Raw genomic sequence first — 18,502 nt, forward strand, 5'->3', positions numbered from 1 at the left:
AGCGGCTGCATAATGTCAGAACCGTTTCCGACTGGCATGATAAATCTTGATTTGCGCGTATAACTCTGATTCTGATGATTCGGAAGCGAAATGGAGGTCTACGACAATGAGAAGAAATGTTACAGAAACTACAAATGGATGGATTGCTGACAATGGAAATGGCAACTTGTGTTTCGTGGCGCGAGTCAAAATATGTGTAAACTTAACTGGTTTATGTTCGGTTCGGAAAATTCTGATAAAGATGTTTCGGGAACGTTCATTCCGAAACATCTTTTTTTGTCAGCTATACATCATGATCGTTGCTAGGGAGGAAGTCCTACATGACACTAAAAAATCGCTCCAGACAAACTATAAATTTCAATAGAAACTGGAAATTCATTCGTGAGGATATCATTGGCGCCGAACGGAAACAATTTTCGGATGAAGGCTGGGACACCGTATGTTTACCCCATACCCCCGCAATCGAATCCGTGCATGTCGATCTGCATTTTCAAGGGATTTGCTGGTATCGCAAGCATTTTACCGTACACGAAGAAGATACGGGAAAGAAAATTGTTGTAGAATTCGAAGCGGCTATGCAACATGCTAACGTATGGGTCAACGGAACGTATAAGCTCAACCATAAAGGCGGTTTTTTGCCATTTACGGTGGACATCACGGATGATGTCGATTTCGATGGGCCCAATGTGGTAGCCGTTCGGCTCGATAACCGAAACAGCGGAACCATACCGCCGGGAAAGCCGCTTGAGAGCTTGGATTTTTCCTATTTCGGCGGTCTTTACCGCAATGTGCGGCTGCATATCACGGAGAAGCTTCATGTCACGGACGCCGTTTGCGCCGGAAAAGCGGCGGGTGGCGGGACTTTTGTCAGGTATGCAGACGTCTCGCAAGATTCGGCTATGGTCGAAGTTCAGACTCATGTGCTTAATGAGCATAACGCGGTCAAAACAGTAAAAGTCGTGACAACCCTTCTCGATCAAGAGGGCCGGCATGTTGTTTCAGCCGAGAGTTCGAGTGAGACGGTTTATGCAGGGGAAGAGCAAACATTCGGGCAAGCGCTGAAGGTAACGAAACCACGGCTTTGGCATCCGGACAGTCCCTATTTGTACACGCTGCATACGAAAACCATAGGCGACGGCCATACGGAGGACGAGGTTTACACCCGCATAGGCATCCGTACGATTGCGTTCAGTAAAGCAACCGGCTTTGCGATTAACGGAGAAAGGCTTGTCATTCGTGGAACGAACCGCCACCAGCAGTTTCCCTATATCGGGAATGCAGCTTCGAACAACGCGCATTACCGCGATGCTAGGAAGCTGAAGGAAGCCGGATTCAACTTCGTCAGGCTTGGCCATTACCCGCAGGCGCCCGCCTTTCTTGACGCTTGCGACGAACTCGGACTGATGGTTGTCGAACCGGTGCCGGGCTGGCAGTACTGTGAGGAAGGCGAATTCCAGGATCTTGTCCGCCAGAACATCCGGGATATGATTCGCCGCGACCGGAACCGCCCGTCTGTCATCATGTGGGAGGTAAGCTTGAACGAAACGTACCACCGCAGAAAAGGGGCAACGGACGAATTTTTTCATGAATGTCATCTGATTGCGCATGAAGAGTATCCCGGGGATCAAATGTTTACATCCGGGGATACGATCGGACGGACGAATCCATCTTACGTCAATTTTGACGTGCCTTATACACTATGGAACGACGAGAATTTGACACGTCCTCTGGAGGAGGTCCTTCCTGACAAAGGAGGGTTCGACAGAGAGTACGGGGATTACGAGTTCGGCGGTCACGAGAGCACGAGCCGAGTATCGCGCGGCGCTGGAGAGCAGAAGCTGCTGCTGCAAGCCTGGAATTATCAATGGTCGCTGAACCGGAACCGCGGCAACCGTTGGTCGCTTGGGGACGCCTCGTGGGTCGGTATCGACCATAATCGGGGCTGTTATCCGCGGTTATCTGAATGCGGGGCGCTCGATACGTTCCGGCTGCCTAAATATGTGTACTACTTTTATCAAAGCCAAAGAAAACCGGAAATCGTTCACGAACATGTCGACAGCGGACCGATGGTTTTCATCGCGAATGAATGGTCAGAACGCACCTCGCCGGCGAAAGTCGTCGTCTATTCCAACTGCGAAGAGGTAGAGCTGTTCGTCAATGGAGTATCGGTCGGCGTACAACTGCCTGATCAAGGTCCGGACACGGAATACGGTGAACGTATTACCGGTTATGAAGTGGACTATTGGTTAACGGATGAAGAGCAGCACAAGGGGAAGGACGGAAGCGTACAAGGAAAAACGGATGCCGGCGATATGAAGGTGTTCCCGCATGACGGCGGTAACTGCCGCAATTTGGCGCATGCTCCGTTTACCTTTACCGGTGTGACATATGTGCCCGGGGAGTTGAGTGCTATCGCGCGAATAGGCGGCAAAGAAGCCGTACAATGCGCTGTTCGTACGCCGCTGGAGCCCAAGGACCTATCCATCCGCATCGACAAGAGCGGGAAGGAACTTGCCGCAGACGGCGCGGATTTTGTGTTTGTCTATGCCGAAATCAAGGACGCGAATGGGACCGTGGTGCCTTCCGAAGGCAATGAGGTTTTGTTTGATATTGAGGGTCCTGCCGTTATCGTTGGTGCAAATCCGGTACGGGCAGAAGCCGGTATCGTGACTGTGCTGCTTCAATCCCGGGAAACGCCTGGGGAAATTGTCGTAAAAGCGTATTCTACAGGTTTAAAGCCGACCGCGGCCAAGTTTGAAAGTAAATAAAGGAAAATACTTTGTTGATCAAGTGCAGGTTTCGTTGATAGCGGCAGTATTTTTCATTTTGGATAACCGCTAGAATCAAATTAGATACTGCAAGACGGAATAATGAGGTGAGCGTGATGGCAAGACGTTTTCTACAGCAATGGGATTTGCAAATTATGGTGATTCCGGCCATTCTCCTGATCGTCATCTTTTCCTATATTCCGATGTGGGGGGTGCTGACGGCATTTCAGGACTACAGTCCGGCAAAAGGATTTCTAGGGAGCAATTGGGTTGGATTTAAACATTTCCGAATGTTTTTCAATGCTCCGGAATTTTGGCTGATTATGCGCAATACGGTTGTAATCAGTTTGCTTAAACTGCTTGTGGGTTTTCCAGCGCCCATTGCTCTCGCTTTAATGCTGAACGAAATCAAAAATGGCGCGTTTAAGCGCTTCGTCCAGACGATCAGTTATTTGCCGCATTTTATATCCTGGGTTATCGTCTCAGGGTTCGTCATCTCGATGCTGTCCGTCGATAACGGGAGCCTGAACATGGTCTTGCAAAAGTTCGACTTGATTAAGGAATCGGTCAACTGGCTGTCGATTCCCGAATATTTCTGGACGATCTTGATTGCCTCTGGCGTATGGAAAGAGATCGGGTTCGGCGCGATCGTCTATTTAGCGGCTATTGCCGGTGTCGATCCTCATTTGTACGAGGCGGCCTCGATTGACGGCGCCGGACGTTTGAGGAAGTTATTTTCGATTACGATACCTTCGATCTCCCCGGTTATTGTCATCTTTTTGATTTTGTCGGTGAGTCAAATTTTAAATGCAGGATTTGAAGAAATTTTACTGTTGACGAATCAGGGAACGAACGTGGTCTTGAGACCCGTATCTGAAATCATCGATACGTACGTTTATCGTGTAGGAATTGAAAACTACCGTTATTCCTATGCGACGGCCGCCGGATTCTTCAAAGGTGTCATCAGTGTCGGACTGCTCGTTGTCGCCAACTGGGTAGCCAGAAGGCTGGGCAGGACCAGTCTATGGTAAGCGCGTTCAGAAAGGAGGAGACAGCTTGAAGCGCTCAACTGAGGACTATGTAATTGATATTGTGATTTATTCCTGTTTGATTATTCTCGCTTTCTTAACCTTGTATCCGTTCTGGAATTCACTTGTTATTTCATTTAACGACGGCAATGACACAGCTGCGGGAGGCATCACCTTATGGCCCCGGGAATTTACGCTGGAAAATTACCGGTACGTTTTCAAGGATAACCGAATGATTCATGCCTTTTGGGTCACTGTTGCGAGAACGGTTGTAGGCACCTTTCTATCCATCGCGTTTTCTTCCATGTTCGCTTATGCGATGACCAAACGGGATTTGATCGGCAAGAAATTTTACATGATCATTTGCGTGATCACGATGTACTTTGGCGGAGGACTCATTCCGACCTACCTGTTGATCAAAGAGCTGCATCTGATGAATACCTTCTGGGTGCTAGTCATACCCGGTATGATCAGCGTCTGGAATATGATTATATTCCGCACGTTTTTCCAGGGGCTTCCAGATGGACTTGAGGAATCAGCCAAGATCGATGGCTGCAATCATCTCGGCATCTTTTTTCGGATTGTTCTTCCGGTATCCGGGCCTGTCATCGCCACCTTGTCGCTGTTCACGGCAGTGGGCCATTGGAATGCCTGGTTTGACGCTTCGATCTATATTACGAATCAGAAGCTGCTTCCCATCCAGGTTCTCTTGAACCAAACGATCCGCTCGATTCTTGCCGTCGAGTCTTCCACTCAAGTAAGTGCAACGAAGCAGGAGTTTTTGCTCGGCTTGCAGAGCGTAACGCACAAATCGATTGTGATGTCCACGACGATGGTGGCGACCATCCCGATTATGCTCGTCTATCCGTTTGTACAAAAGTACTTTGTCAAAGGTGTGCTTGTCGGTTCGCTGAAAGAATAATGCTTGTTGTTAGATGCCGGCGAAGGCTTTAACATATAGTAGTGATTACGAAAGGGGAAAGTGTCACATGAGAAAGAAAACATGGTTCGCCGGTTCAGCAGCAGCAGCGCTAGTGCTTGGCACGCTGCTTACCGGATGCGGGAGCGACAATGGCGCCGCCAAACCGGCAGAAGGGAAAGAAAGCGCTTCGCCTACGAAGGAAATGGATAAGCCGCTTTCCTTTAGCTATTACAATTTCGACGACGACTGGCAGCCCGCACCTTGGGGAGAAACGGTAACAACAAAATGGATTCAGGATAACAAGAAAGTCTTACTCAACTACGTGCCTACGAACGGCAACGCCAAGCAAAAGTTTAACGCCATGTACGCCAGCGGCGATCTGCCGGACGTTATTGCACTGGGGGCGGGCCCCGAGCTGGACCGCTTGATCAGCGAAGGCCAATTGGTCCCGCTTGATCAATATCTCGACAAATACCCGAATCTGAAAAAGTCGGCCGGCGATAAAATCATCAACATCAACCGATCGAGTGACGGCAAGCTGTATCTGCTTCCGGATTGGTACGTGGGCGGCGATCATTTGAATGGCAATGGCGGCTATGCCGTCAACCGGAAAATATATAAAGAACTCGGTTCTCCGAAACTTGACACTTTAGCGGATTTGGAAAGCTACCTGCGCACGGTCAAAGAGAAATATCCGAACGTCATTCCGCTTGAAGTCGGCAATCCTAGCGCGATCAAAATGATGTATTCAGCATTCAAAGAAAACAGTCCGCCCTTCTTTATAACCAGAATGTTCTATCCGGAAGGCAATACACTGAAGCCGATTACGGAAGATCCGGCTTTCAAGGATTTCATGCTCTTCGCCAGCAAGATGTTCCGCAACAAGCTGATGACGCAGGACGTCTTTACCCAAAAAACGGATCAAATGATCGAAAAGCTCAGCCAAGGCAAAGTAGCTGTCGCGATCGAAGCGAATCTTTCCAGCAGGGCCCGCGTTCCGAACTCGAAGCTCAGAGCACAGGATCCTGAAAGCGGATACGAATTTATTTGGCCAGTGCATAAGGACGGTCTCGATAAAAACAAAATTTATCCGAACTATACGGGAAGAGAAGGCGGCGGCAAAATCGTCATCACGAAGAAAGCAAAAGATCCGGAACGCATTTTCGCTTTCCTCGATTGGGCGACCAGCGATGAAGGGCAAGCCGTCCTTTGGTTCGGCCCTCAGGGATTGCTTTGGGACAAAAAAGATGAGAACGGCATTCCGATTCCGAACAACAAATATAAAACAATGGACAAAGCAGAGCTTGACAAGCTGCACATTTCCGATAATATGATGGTTGGCAACGCGACCTGGGTTGACTTGTCCAAGGTTGCCAGAGACAAGCAGCTTAAGGAATCCGAGAGAGATTTCACAACGACGCAGCAGGTCAACGTTACCTGGAAAACGTCCATGGATATTACCGCCTTTGCCAATACGGACCCGCAGGGCGATTCCGATGAAGGCATTGTCTTGCAGGCCGCGAAAGATATTTTTGACCAGGGATTCTCTAAAATGATTTATGCGAAGAACGATGACGAGGTCCTGTCGATTTTGGCCAAAACGAACGACGATATGAAAAAGGCCGGCTTTCCGAAGGTTATCGATTTTGTCCAGAAGAAATGGCAGGATAATCTAAAGAAAATTGGTGGAAAATAATTTATTTGTTTGACTCACCGTTAGGAGAGTATACTCTACAGTATGCTCTCCATATTCCATATACAGGGATGATAATCATGTACAACGTGCTGCTTGTAGACGACGAACAATTGGATTTGGAAGTGCTTCAGCGGTTCATGCCGTGGGAGAAGCTGGACATGACGATCGTCGGGAAAGCGAACAGCGGATTTGCCGCAATGAAAGTGCTGCGGGAACAAAAGGTGGATATCCTGATAACCGACATCAAGATGCCGATTATGACCGGATTGGAGCTTGCAGAACAGGCTAGAAGTTTAGCACCCGAGCTGAAAATTATTTTTATAAGCGGGCACGACGAATTCCAATTTGCCCAAAAGGCGATTAAGATGAATGCCAGCTCTTATATTCTGAAGCCGGTGGACGATCAGGAACTGCTCAATACGCTGCAGCTGGTCAAAGAGCAATTAAATTACGAACGGGAACGGCAAAAGAAAGAATCGCAAATCGAGGAGTCGATCCCGCTGCTGCAAAACGAAATGCTGCTTCAGTGGTTGAAGGGAGCCATCGATTTTCAGAAGCTTGACTTTCTTTACGACGGGCGCCGCATTCGCCTGCAGGTCGGGCAAGGCAGCGTCGGTATTATTGAAATCGACGATCGGGCGTGGAAGCTGAAGCAGTTTTCCGACGATCAGAAATCGTACGCCTTTGAACATGTTCTTCGTTTGGCCGCCGATTTTATTCACATGCATCAGCTTGGGTTTTATTGCAATACGGATGATGACAAAATTGTGCTCGTCTTATCCGGTGCGGATATCGATCCGGTAACATCCATGCAGTCTCTGGTCGATCATGTGCGAACGCATTCGAGCCAGACCATTACCGTCGGACTGGGCTCGCCGGTATCGGACATCCAGGACATGCCGCGCTCTTACCGGCAGGCCGGGGATGCGCTCGCTACTAAAATGTTTATTGGTAAATGCCGGGTTATTACGCTCTCAGATACGGAGGGGGAGATTGTCAAATCGACCTCCGACCTTGAACTAATCATGGAAGCGATGCTTGCGGCTACCGCCAATTATGAGCTTGTCCGCATTTACGATTGCTTGGAGCAGCTGTTCAATCTGGTCCACAGCTTGAAGGATAAGCTCACCGTCTATAACTTTGCTTTATACGTGATTTCCAAGATCGATTTTTTCCTGCGGTCGCTGAATGCTAATTTCTATGATTTGTTAAGCATAGAGCTGAATAGCTTGAATGCGCTTTATGAATTTGAAACGATCGACGATATCAAAGCCTGGCTGCGCCGACGGCTGTTCGAAGTTTCCGAGCATCTGCATTTAAAAAAGAAAAATCCGAATCGGAAGCTGATCGGCGAAATCGAGCAATACGTCGCGGAGCATCTAGAGAATTCGCTGCAACTGAGAGATGTCGCGAAGCAATTCGGTTTCTCGCCCAATTACCTTGGTTACGTGTTTAAAGAGGCAACGAATGAATCATTTGGCGATTTCGTGACAAGGAAACGGATGGAGAAGGCGAAAGAGCTTTTACACGATCCGAAAATAAAAATATACGAAGCTGCAAACCGGGTTGGTTACCAGAATCTTACCTTATTTAGCCGGCATTTCAAGATGACCTTCGGTCTTGCCCCTGTAGACTACCGTAAACAAAGTTAGGTGAAAAGGATGAAACGTTTTCCCCATATTACGGTTTCGTTTGGATATAAACTGATGATTTCTTATTTCCTGCTGGTGATGATTCCGGTCGTTTCGATCGGCTATTATGCGTATACGACATCTGTCCAGTATGTAAAAGAGCAGACAATTCAAAATGCAACCGGAACGTTGAAGCAGGTTCGCGACAATATCCTCGAGAAGATGAAAGTGGTCGAACGTGTCGATAAACAAGTCTACCTGGATCAATCACTCCAGCAGGTATTAATTAAAAGGGTGGAGCCATACGACAGCTATCAGATAACCTCCAACAATGTAGTTCCGCGATTGGAGGCCGCTTTAAATTTGACATCAAACCAGATCGCATTGGATTTGTTTTTGCATAACGATACGCTCCCTGAGATTTTTTTCGGTAACACGGAACAGGATCCGTTGTCGAAAGGAAAGAAATACGAGCTGTTTCATTTTGAGCGAATCGAAGGCCTCGATTGGACCCGCATGTTCAGTGCTTTGAAGACGGATTCGTTGTGGGAGCAAGTGGATACGGACGCCAAATTCGGCAACGTTTCGCTCCTTAGAAAAATGATGGATTTTCATACAGTCTCCCCAATAGGCTTTATGCGCATTACGGTCAAAATGGATGATCTGTTTGAAAACTTGAACTACGGCAACAGCAATACAGGTGTCCCGAGCTACTTTGCCGTAACGGACGAACGGAATACCCTTATTTATCAAAGCATTCAGAATCCTTTGCCCCATGACTGGACTACGCAGCCCGAGCGTTATTTGCAAATTCGCGAGCCGCTCGAGGGATTGAATTGGGAGGTTATGGCGCTTGTCCCGCTCCATGAGCTGGAGAAAGGGGTCAATAAGGTTAGAAATGTCACATTGCTTGTATGTTTACTCAGCCTTACGATTTTTTTGGCGCTTGGCGCATTTATATCCGCCTACTTCACCAAGCATATCCGAAAAATCGTCCAGTCGCTTCAATCCTTTCAAGAAGGCAATTTTTCCAAACGCATCCGTTTTACCGGCACGGACGAGTTTGCCCGTATCGCGGGCGCGTTCAATGAGATGGCGGAAAATATCGAAGCATTGATTCAAGAGGTATACGTCAGCAACCTTCGAAAAAAAGAGGCGGAGCTTGAGGCTCTGCAGGCCCAGATCAAACCGCATTTTCTATACAATACATTATCCTCGATCAGCAGGTTGGGCCGTTTGGGCGAAGTGGACAAGCTGCACAGGATGGTGAGCGGACTGGCCACATTTTACCGGTTGACCTTGAATCAAGGAAGACCGATCATCCCGATTCGCGAGGAGATCCGCCAGGTTCAATCTTATATCGATATTCAAAAGATTAAGCATGTCGATCGGTTGGATGTCAGCTATGACATTCATTTCTCCGTATTGGAGTATGACACGGTGAAGTTGATCTTTCAGCCTTTCGTTGAAAACGCGCTCGAGCATGCCATGTTCGAGGAACGTTTGCATATCCGCATTGTCGCGTATCTCGAAGAAGGAAATATTGTGTTCAAAGTGATCGATAATGGAATCGGGATGAGCCCGGAAACCATTCTCAAAATATTCGCTGATAAAGATCAAAGTATCGGCTACGGCATTCGGAACGTCAATGACCGGATCAAGCTGCAATTCGGAGAATCGTTCGGCATCACGCTGCACAGCGGTTTGGGGATCGGTACGACAGTTCGTATCGTCTTACCGGTATACAGGGAGGAATATCGTCAGCCATATGATACGTGAGGAAAATGGTCTCGGCCGCTATGACTTCGTTCCGTTTGAAATGCTGCTCAAATTCCAATGAATTCTGAAACAACAAAAACGGAGCCACGCAGGTTAGCGGGCTCCGTTTTCTAATTAATTATGGAATAGCCATGTTTTTTTTTATATCCGTCGCTTGTTATATTTACAGTATTCGGTAAAAAGATGTTTGATGGTCTGGTAAGAGTTGTCTTTCAGCACTTTGAAAACAAAATGACCCGGATTATGAAGGTTAACCTCAATGATCCATATATTGCCCTTCTTGTCTACCGCCAGATCGATCCCGCTCTGGTAAGAAAAGAAAGGGTACTTCTCGGAATAAAAAATGATGGCTCGGCTGAGAGCGATCATCCGCCGCTTGATTCCCTCAACTTTTTTGGCGGTAAAACCGGCCTTACCTAAAGCATTCTCGATGCTCGTGTAACTCGCGCCTGCTGAATAGTTGGAAACTACGCTCCTCGGCCCGTGAATTTTTGCGATCATGCCTGCATAATGCCAGCGGCGGCGGCGGTTCCGCATTATCATCACGCGCACGTCGAAGGCTCTGCCTTTCACCCGGGCTAGATCGATTCCCTGTTGCAAAATAAACAGCTCGTGGGGCATGCGACGCTTGATTTGCTGGAATAAATCAGCCGGTGATGAGGCGCTGAGCACTTTTCCGGTTTTCCAAACGTACTTGTAGCCAGCCGCTGTTTTCCATGCTTTGATCACCGCTTTGCCTGTATGAACGGTATTGCCTTTGATGTACACCGTTTTGTATTTGCCGAGAAAAATAGCCAGAGAGGAAGGTGTCATCACCGCCGTAGGCGGCAGATGTTTCGCGAGCAAGGGGTTCCTCTCGTAAAAACGATGCATTTTCCATTTGGCCAGCCGATCCACAATTCTCAAGGCTCTCATCCTTTTTGACAACAGCATATGAGGGAATGAGGTTATTGGAAAGGGACAACTAACAGCTAGACTCTTCATTGAACTCACTGGACTTATTCATATTCTGCCATTGGCGAACAATGAGGGAATAACCAAGTCTGATTTGTCGAATAAAAATTTTTCGAAATGAACTTCATAAATTAAAATGTACCAAAAGGAGTCGTTCCACTTCTTTGACGTTTATATTTGTATTCTTAAGCCTCTTGTTGCCCGTTATGGGCGAAGGTATCGGATCGATTATTAAAGCTGTGTTCCCGAGCTTGATTACTTTTCCGTTTGGTGAGTTGATCGCATTCACAATGTTCATTCCGTTCGCCTCGTAGTTCTCGAAAGCTCGGCGCGTCGGTGTGTTTGCTATCTTGGCTAGTTCATTTGTTATGGTTTTCTCCTGTATCATCCAAATTAGCACGATTGGCATAGATGCAAGAGCAAGGGCAACCTTCCCATTGCTTAGCGCTGCACGAATACTGGAAGAAGAAGGTGCAGGTCGAATACGGATCCGATATTTTTGGATTCGGTGAAGATATGTACAGACAGGATACGGCCGCTTTCAAAAAGGTTCGTCAAAACTGGAACGAAGAGTTCAAGCGCGCAGTGCTTAAGGCCGACGTCTCCATATATATAAGAAGAACCGGACTAAAGATGAAAAGCTATACGGATGAGATTAAGTGAAACCGAGTTCTCTCCGAAGTCAATAGGGATGGACCTCTATCGCTTTGTCTTACATCCATTTAAAAAAGCCGGCGGATTGGATTCTGAAGAAGAAAATTATTGTGGCTGCCGTTATTGTTGTTACCGTTGTTATTATTGTTGCTTTTGGCTGTTAGGAACGATCACTTGAGTTGAAGCGGTTGTTGAATTTCCAGCCAGATCGGTGGCTGTGTACGTTATCGTATAAATTCGGCCGCTACCTTTGCCGGACCGCTCTGCGCGGAGGCTGAACGATGTGTCGTAAGTTCCGATAGCCGCATCCTGGATGTCGTTCACCGTATCGCCGTCGCCCAGTCCGTTGTCAGGCTCATTCGATGTGATCGAGGTCAGCAAGACGGATGCGATGTCGGTGCCGGTTCCATCCGCTTGTACAGTGACGTTGATCGGAATCATCTTATGATTATTTTGTTCAAGTAACGATTTATCGACCGAGAGCTTGAGTGTCGGAGCGATCTTATCGATGTTGCTTACGATTGCCGTTACGCTTCCTACGTTACCAGCTGCGTCCTTGAACTCGAACGTGAAGCTGCCGTTATCATTGAACGTGTAGCTCGTCGAGCCGCCGTTATTGGTGATCGTAACCGGTTCACTCGTTGTGATCGTGGCGGTGACGTCTTGGTTCGTAGATTCCGTCATGCTGTATGCCACGGTTGCAGTCGGAGGAATGACGTCTGCAAGCTCTACAACGCCGATGGACAGCGGCTTCAGCTGGTAAAATCCTTTAAAAATCGAGGAGATGCCCGTAATATGCACGATAGTTCCGGCAGGGAATTTCGTTTGGAACTCCGTATAGCTGATTCCGGCCCGAGCATCCGCACGAACGTGCGTGGAGGTCGTTCCGTTTACTACGTCAAATTCAAAGGAGCCTGCGGGCGACGCCGTTTTATAGTTTTGAATCGTAACGTTTTCCAGCTTCACCAGACGTCCTTGGTTGTCATCATTCAGCGACGATTGAACGATGGCTGCCGGCAGGGCGGCTGTAGCGATTTTCTCAAGCACGATAGGATCGGCCAATTCCAGCTCGGTGTTGAAAGCCGTCTTCTTCGCACTAATCGTGATTTTGTCGCCTGCATGATAGCCGGTTGCGCTCTGGAACACATAAATGCCGGCTGTATCGTCCTGCAGGTAGAAGCCTTGACTGCCGAATGCTCCCGGCTCCGAGGTTATGACGCCTTCCACCGTTACAAAGGTATTGTCGGCTTTCAAGCGGGCATCTGCGATTGAGATTTTGTCCGGAACCGGCGGATGGTCTTTCGGCAGCGGTTCGGCAGGAACGTCTGCGATCGATACGGCTTCCGTAATCTGGTTGCTGCCGCCCACTTTCAGTCTTAAGTTAGCTGCACCCGATGCAGCCGGGTTGATTTGAACCGTCAAATCTTTATAGGCATGGCCTGTGGCGTCTGCCGTAACGGAGAAGCCGGCGCTGTAGCCGTAGCTTGTCGGCCACGTGCCTTCGGCATTTTGGAACTTCGCTACTTGGGTTCCGCCTGCCAGATAGATGCCGACCGTCAGATTCGATATGGTTTGCCCCGGCAGCAGGTTATCCGCCGTTACACGGATTTGGAACTGCTGAACGCTCGGCAGCGTGCTCTGATGAACGAATTTATACAGCGCTTGAGTCGGCGGCTGCTGCGTGGAACCGTAAGAACCCGGTTTGAACGTAGTCGGCTCGTACCACTTATAGCCTGGATCCGGAGCAGACCATGGTTCCGGCTGAGGCTCTGAGGATTGCGCTGGGCTCTCGAAATCGGACAGCTGCGTCGGTTGATCCAATTGAAGTCCCGCAACTTGCGCCAAGTTGGTGTAGCTTTCATGATTCGCCAGCCATTCGACGGTTTGAACCAGGAAAGTGGAATCGTTCGCTTCACCCTTGAAGCCATCATAAGTGGTCTTCTTGGCGCCGTTCTCTTCGCGCAAATATTTCGGAGTGGCATCTTCTACCGGAGAAGAGTCGCCGATAAATGCAGCTTTTCCCGAACCAATCTTCGCTACGGCCGCGAACGGGCCTTCCGAACGGCCTCCACCATTATAAACACCGCTATCTACGGCATTGGCCCAAGCAGGAACGTTGGCAGGAACATAAACGAGACCTTTGGCCTTCGTCGGATCCATAACCGCGAGAGTGGATCCTGCATGCATCGCTACCGAGCCCACCCCTGCTGTAATGCCGAACGATTGGTTCGCCGGTACGACATCTGTCAGGTTATCTACGTCGCCAAGTGCGTTGTAACGGAAGCGGACGCCGAAGTTTTGGGATAACCAGTCGGAGCTTTCCACCCCTTGCATTGCCGGGGATGCCGCTTCTTCCGCCGACATTCCTTTGGCCGGGTTGTCCCATGCGCCACGGCGGTACCCGTTCATAACCTCCGAAGCGTCCCACCGGTTTTTGTTGCGGTCCGCGTTGTAGTGGTCGGCGATGAAGTAAATGCTGCCGCCATCCTTCACGTATTGAAGCATTGCGTCTTGTTCGGACTTCTTATAGGGGATATTGGCTTCCCCGATAACGAATACATCGTAATTTTTGAGCTGCTCATAGGTAACGGCTTGTTCGCCGAACGTATAAGGAATCGGGCGCTCTAGTGCATCGACCGTAAAACCGACCGCTTTCAAGCCGTCGGCGAAATCGGAGAAAGCACCGTCAATGACCCAGTCGGCTGCTCCGGCCGTTTGTCCGTGCGTGTTGTCAAACAGTACTTTTTTGCCAGTACCGTCCGGAAGCGGAGGAACCTGCACTTGACCCGCTTTTACATATCCGTTGGCTATTGCGTCGGTTTCAGTATTGAAGAAAATGCGCTTTTCTACAGGGATGGTGGCCCATTCTTCTTTGTTGACATAAACTTTAGTGTCGGAGTTTCCGACAGGACGCGTCAGGCCTTCTCCCGAGAAACGGGCCCGGAAGACGAACGGAAGCTCTTGCAGCGGGTTAGCGGGGTTCCAGATGATTAATGCTTGGTCCTTCGCCGCTTTGACGGCATTTTGATACATATTGTACTCGTCGGCGGTGCCAATCGGCCAAATGAAGTAAGTTACCGCGTAGCCTTTGTTCACCATATCCAGGTTCACGTTCAGGTTATCGGATTTGCGGACGACTTGAGCCAATAAGCGGCCGTAATGGTCCGTTGCTTCTTCACCGACCTTCAAGACGACTGGGTCACCCGGCTGCAAAAGGGTTTCCATATAGTGCTTGGCTGCCAGCCCCTGATCCAATTGGTTCTGGTCCGCCGGTGTCTTGACGCCGCCGTTTAAATTGATGTAACCGTCCGACTCCGGAGTGTCGATGTTCAAGAAACGAACGTTCGTCGCTCCTAGTACAGGACTTTGCAAAGCGATCGTATCTCCGTCTACGACCCGAGCGACGGTTGCTTCATAATCTCCGGGCTGAGTCGGATACAAAGGTGGTTGGTTAGCGGAAAGAACGACATCCGATGCTTTCCTCGGGATAACTTGATAGGAGGTATATTGCCCTAAAATACCGGTAACGTCATACCACTTATCTTGTAGAGCGGCAGCCATATCCATGGATCCGTCAATAATACGAACCGTAGTCCCGTTAAACTGTTGATCGACGACTTGGATGTTGTAACCGCCACCGGCCGGGGTTGCCGGAACGACCTTGAAATAGCCGGTCAGATGCACAAGCTGGCCTTCATACGGCTCTGCCTTCGCAGGGTCTTGAAGATCGGATAAGGAAACTTGAACAGGAGCGGGAACGGCTTGATTGCGGGCCGTCACCGTAATAGCGGTAGGAGCGATCTCCGTCAAATCTTTATAGGAAGTAATCGATCCCGTAACTTGAATTTGGTCGCCTTCTTTTAAATCCGGAAAGCTGGCCGGGGAGGCGCTGAAGATGTTGATGCCGCCGGTGCTATCCTGCATAAACGTGGAGAGCTTGCCGGCCCCGATAGCGGAGTTATCTGCCGTAACGACACCTGCAATGGTAACTGTTCCTGTGGCTTTTTTCGCATTGGCAATGGAAATGACAGTTTGCGGAGGTGGTGTGGTGTCGTCGAGAAAGGAAACCGCAGTAGGAGCTTTTAACCCGGGGAACGAGTTGTAAGCGGTAAGAGTCCCCGTTACTTTCACTTTTTTGCCGATATTGGCGGGATTCGTTTTGAGTCCGAATTGGGCTCGATCCGTTGACGATACCAGCTGAACGTCTACCATTTTGCTTTTGTCGCGTTCGGTTGAGGAATCTGCAATCAAGATGTTAAAATCATTCCCGAACGGTGCTGCGAAGTTGGCTGCCAAAGAACCGGTGGCATGTCCGACTATGTACCCTTCCACGGTTCCGGTTCCGCTGTTATTGGCAATCGCTTCGGCAACGGTTAAGGAACCGTCGGCATTGGTGGCCGAAGCCGTACCGGGTATAAATCCGATTACGTTGGATAGTACCATGATCGCCGCAAGCGCTATCCACGATAATCTTTTGAAAAAACGAATTCTCATTTGTGAACTTACCTCCTATTTGGAAAAATAAGACTACCAACCTAGTATAATTATCTATTGTTATTGGACAATTACACGAATGTTAAGATTTGTATAAAATTTAATTAAGCCGTTGTGGTTTTTTTTGGAAGAGCATATGATTCCTTTCGTTAACGGAATACTGGTCGGCTGGGGAGGTTAGACGAGTCTGCAACAAACCCTCAGTTTCGCCGCGGGTATTTAAAATTCCAATTAATTATGAAACAACAAAAACGGAGCGACGCGGGTTTGCGGGCTCCGTTTTCTAATTTATTCTGGAATATCACATTATTTGTTCTTTTTTTTATCAAATTCCAGAATTCTTTACCTAATAAATTTCTTGATTAATTCTTTTTTTAACAATATGGCCGAAAGGCTTCCCGCAAGAGGGCAATGATTCAGTAGGTCCGAAATCATCATTTACGGCAATTGTCTCTAATATAAAATGAACGAATCCCCACTGGCCTACTCGACCATTCCTGTAATAGAAAACTCCTTGATTCTATTTCTTCGCTTTATTTCCGTTCGAAACACAGCTCCCTCGTATTCTCTCCTTACCCTATCAATGATTGTTTTATCAATGATTGTTCTAGAATCGATCATTGTTGGCAATATTTCTAGCGCTACAGTATTTACATTTACGCAAGCACCCGCGATTCCGCCCATCCGAGCAATACGTCGGTCTTGTCCCAGGGCGGTATTATCTACAATAAAGCATTACAGGCCGCCTCTTACGGGTAGCCTGTTTTTTTACGCCATCATTCAATTGAGCAATTTGGGATATGTTTTGTTCAGTTCGGCTAAATCTTTATTTGATAAATGGGATTACAATTTGAGTATGAACCTCTTTGCAAAGGAGAATGGCATGCATACTTCGCTCAAGTCGAAGATCATCCTATTTTTTATACTTTTTTCCAGTCTTATCTTACTGTTGCAGATCGGGATATTTCAGCATTGGATGGGCGCCATTATTTTAAAAAAGTCGGACACCTATTTTCAAGAAACCGTTAATCAGGTTGGAAAACGGGTGGAGCTTCAAACGAAGCAGTTTATTAATTTGGCATTAGGGATGAGAAATAATCAAGTAGTGAAAAATTATTTATCGGATCTTAAAAATCATACGATTAATTACAATATCGCCAAATACAAAATCAGTAATGAAATATTAAGAACAACCAATATGGAATGGATAGACAATATCTACATCTTTCCAGTCAGCTCACAGCCAATTAATTTATACTACTCGACTGCTGTTTTTGAAGCGGATGAAACGATTAAAAAGTTGTTAAATGGGGGTTTCAAACACAATCCAGATGAAATGGTATGGACGGATTTACAGTCGGAACCGTATTCCTTCTCCGTCCTTTGTCTGATTCATGAAAAAGATCGTTTGGGCATACTCAAAATTAGTCTGAATGAACTCCTTTTTAGTCAGATTTTAGATGAAGTGCATCTGGGAAAGGAAGGGAAGGCCTATCTTGCCAAAGATAATACGATCATTTACGCGAAAAATCGGGAGTTCATTGGAAAACCGGTGTCTGTTCTGGACAATATGCTCAGTTCCCAAGTGGAATATGAGCTCGAGGAAAAGGGATGGAAGATCATTGGCGCTGTGCCTCAAGCCGAAATTTTACATCAAATCGACCAGTTCAATCGTATTTTTATTTTTATGGTCATCTGTATTCTAGCGGCTATTATGGCATTCGCGGTCGCAACGGCACAGGCCATTTTGCGGCCTTTAAGAAAGATCATGAGAGGGATGGAAAGTGTTCAGCAAGGCAACTTACAAGTTGTTCTGGATCATAAGAGCAATGATGAATTTAGAACAATCTTCTTTCATTTCAATTACATGGTAGAACGGATTAATCATCTGATTGAAACGATCTACCAGCAGCAGACGCATCATAGGAAAGCGGAATTATTGAGCTTACTCTCCAAGTTAAATCCTCATTTTTTGTATAATTCGTTAGATATGATTTATTGGAAGGCCATTATGAAAGAAGAAGAGGAGATTGGAGGAAGTATTGTTGCTCTCTCCAATATTCTCAGGTACTCGATATCGCATAAAAATGAGTTTGTGACAGTGACTGAAGACATGGAACAGTTAGCGAACTATTTGATGATCCAAAGAATGAGATATGAAGATAAATTGCGATATGAATTTGAGATTCAACATGAGATAGCGGACTATAAAATTCCTAAGCTGGTCATTCAACCATTGGTGGAAAATGCCATTAAATATGCCTTCCAGGATATGAAGCATGATGGAATTATCCGAATTCGGGGATATATGGATTCGGATGGTTTATATTTTGAGGTGGCCGATAATGGGATTGGCATGTCAGAGGGGAAAATTCAGATGCTCTTGTCAACTTGCGAGTCTGTAAGCGAGGAAGCGGGGCTGGGGATCCAACTCGTTCACCAAAGAGCGAAGTATATGTATGGAGAGGAATATGGAGTTTCTATTGAAAGTGTAGTCGGTAAAGGAACAACAATTAAAGTGAGACTGGGCATTAAAAAAGAGATAAATCTGGCGGCAGTGATGTGAGCGCTATCTT

General features: G+C 47.5%; 10 protein-coding genes and 1 pseudogene. 9 read left to right on the forward strand and 2 right to left on the reverse strand.

Going from position 1 to position 18,502, the window contains the following annotated elements:
• Positions 1–320: 320 nt before the first annotated feature.
• The 6 genes from ASG93_RS01500 (at position 321) to ASG93_RS01525 (ending at position 9,824) form a co-directional block, all read left to right on the forward strand.
• A complete protein-coding gene (locus ASG93_RS01500; RefSeq protein WP_056828118.1) occupies positions 321–2,768 on the forward strand; it encodes a glycoside hydrolase family 2 protein in 2,448 nt (815 codons plus the stop codon).
• Positions 2,769–2,884: 116 nt separating this feature from the next.
• Positions 2,885–3,799: an ABC transporter permease gene (locus ASG93_RS01505; RefSeq protein ID WP_056828119.1), complete on the forward strand. Its 915-nt coding sequence runs from the start codon at positions 2,885–2,887 to the stop codon at positions 3,797–3,799.
• Positions 3,800–3,824: 25 nt separating this feature from the next.
• Positions 3,825–4,718, forward strand: a complete 894-nt coding sequence (locus tag ASG93_RS01510) for a carbohydrate ABC transporter permease (protein ID WP_056828121.1) — start codon at positions 3,825–3,827, stop codon at positions 4,716–4,718.
• Positions 4,719–4,785: 67 nt separating this feature from the next.
• Positions 4,786–6,414, forward strand: a complete 1,629-nt coding sequence (locus ASG93_RS01515; protein ID WP_056828123.1) for an extracellular solute-binding protein — start codon at positions 4,786–4,788, stop codon at positions 6,412–6,414.
• Positions 6,415–6,491: 77 nt separating this feature from the next.
• Positions 6,492–8,066 carry a response regulator gene (locus ASG93_RS01520; protein ID WP_056828124.1) on the forward strand — a complete coding sequence of 525 codons (1,575 nt, stop codon included), beginning with the start codon at positions 6,492–6,494 and terminating at the stop codon, positions 8,064–8,066.
• A 9-nt stretch (positions 8,067–8,075) separates the two neighbouring features.
• Positions 8,076–9,824 carry a sensor histidine kinase gene (locus tag ASG93_RS01525; protein WP_056828126.1) on the forward strand — a complete coding sequence of 583 codons (1,749 nt, stop codon included), beginning with the start codon at positions 8,076–8,078 and terminating at the stop codon, positions 9,822–9,824.
• Positions 9,825–9,965: 141 nt separating this feature from the next.
• On the opposite strand, the gene ASG93_RS01530 is transcribed toward ASG93_RS01525, so the two are convergent.
• Complete coding sequence (locus tag ASG93_RS01530; protein ID WP_235550724.1) at positions 9,966–10,721, reverse strand: YheC/YheD family protein; 756 nt, start codon at positions 10,719–10,721, stop codon at positions 9,966–9,968.
• A 221-nt stretch (positions 10,722–10,942) separates the two neighbouring features.
• On the opposite strand from ASG93_RS01530, the gene ASG93_RS34745 reads away from it, so the two are divergent.
• Positions 10,943–11,092 carry a hypothetical protein gene (locus ASG93_RS34745; protein ID WP_156410757.1) on the forward strand — a complete coding sequence of 50 codons (150 nt, stop codon included), beginning with the start codon at positions 10,943–10,945 and terminating at the stop codon, positions 11,090–11,092.
• Between the two features lie 97 nt (positions 11,093–11,189).
• Positions 11,190–11,441 carry a Ger(x)C family spore germination C-terminal domain-containing protein gene (locus ASG93_RS01540; RefSeq protein WP_056828132.1) on the forward strand — a complete coding sequence of 84 codons (252 nt, stop codon included), beginning with the start codon at positions 11,190–11,192 and terminating at the stop codon, positions 11,439–11,441.
• A 132-nt stretch (positions 11,442–11,573) separates the two neighbouring features.
• On the opposite strand, the pseudogene ASG93_RS36905 reads toward ASG93_RS01540, so the two are convergent.
• Positions 11,574–15,809 (reverse strand): annotated as a pseudogene (locus tag ASG93_RS36905) (DUF6359 domain-containing protein); the annotation flags it as partial.
• A 1,000-nt stretch (positions 15,810–16,809) separates the two neighbouring features.
• On the opposite strand from ASG93_RS36905, the gene ASG93_RS01550 reads away from it, so the two are divergent.
• Positions 16,810–18,492 carry a sensor histidine kinase gene (locus ASG93_RS01550; RefSeq protein WP_056828135.1) on the forward strand — a complete coding sequence of 561 codons (1,683 nt, stop codon included), beginning with the start codon at positions 16,810–16,812 and terminating at the stop codon, positions 18,490–18,492.
• Positions 18,493–18,502 lie beyond the last annotated feature (10 nt).

This window comes from Paenibacillus sp. Soil787, assembly GCF_001429545.1.
Lineage (GTDB): Bacteria > Bacillota > Bacilli > Paenibacillales > NBRC-103111 > Paenibacillus_E.

Coding starts and splice junctions, on each gene's coding strand:
- ASG93_RS01500 (WP_056828118.1), top strand. CDS start 321: ATGACACTAAAAAATCGCTCCAGACAAACTATAAATTTCAATAGAAAC.
- ASG93_RS01540 (WP_056828132.1), top strand. CDS start 11,190: ATGCAAGAGCAAGGGCAACCTTCCCATTGCTTAGCGCTGCACGAATAC.
- ASG93_RS01525 (WP_056828126.1), top strand. CDS start 8,076: ATGAAACGTTTTCCCCATATTACGGTTTCGTTTGGATATAAACTGATG.
- ASG93_RS01505 (WP_056828119.1), top strand. CDS start 2,885: ATGGCAAGACGTTTTCTACAGCAATGGGATTTGCAAATTATGGTGATT.
- ASG93_RS01520 (WP_056828124.1), top strand. CDS start 6,492: ATGTACAACGTGCTGCTTGTAGACGACGAACAATTGGATTTGGAAGTG.
- ASG93_RS01550 (WP_056828135.1), top strand. CDS start 16,810: ATGCATACTTCGCTCAAGTCGAAGATCATCCTATTTTTTATACTTTTT.
- ASG93_RS01515 (WP_056828123.1), top strand. CDS start 4,786: ATGAGAAAGAAAACATGGTTCGCCGGTTCAGCAGCAGCAGCGCTAGTG.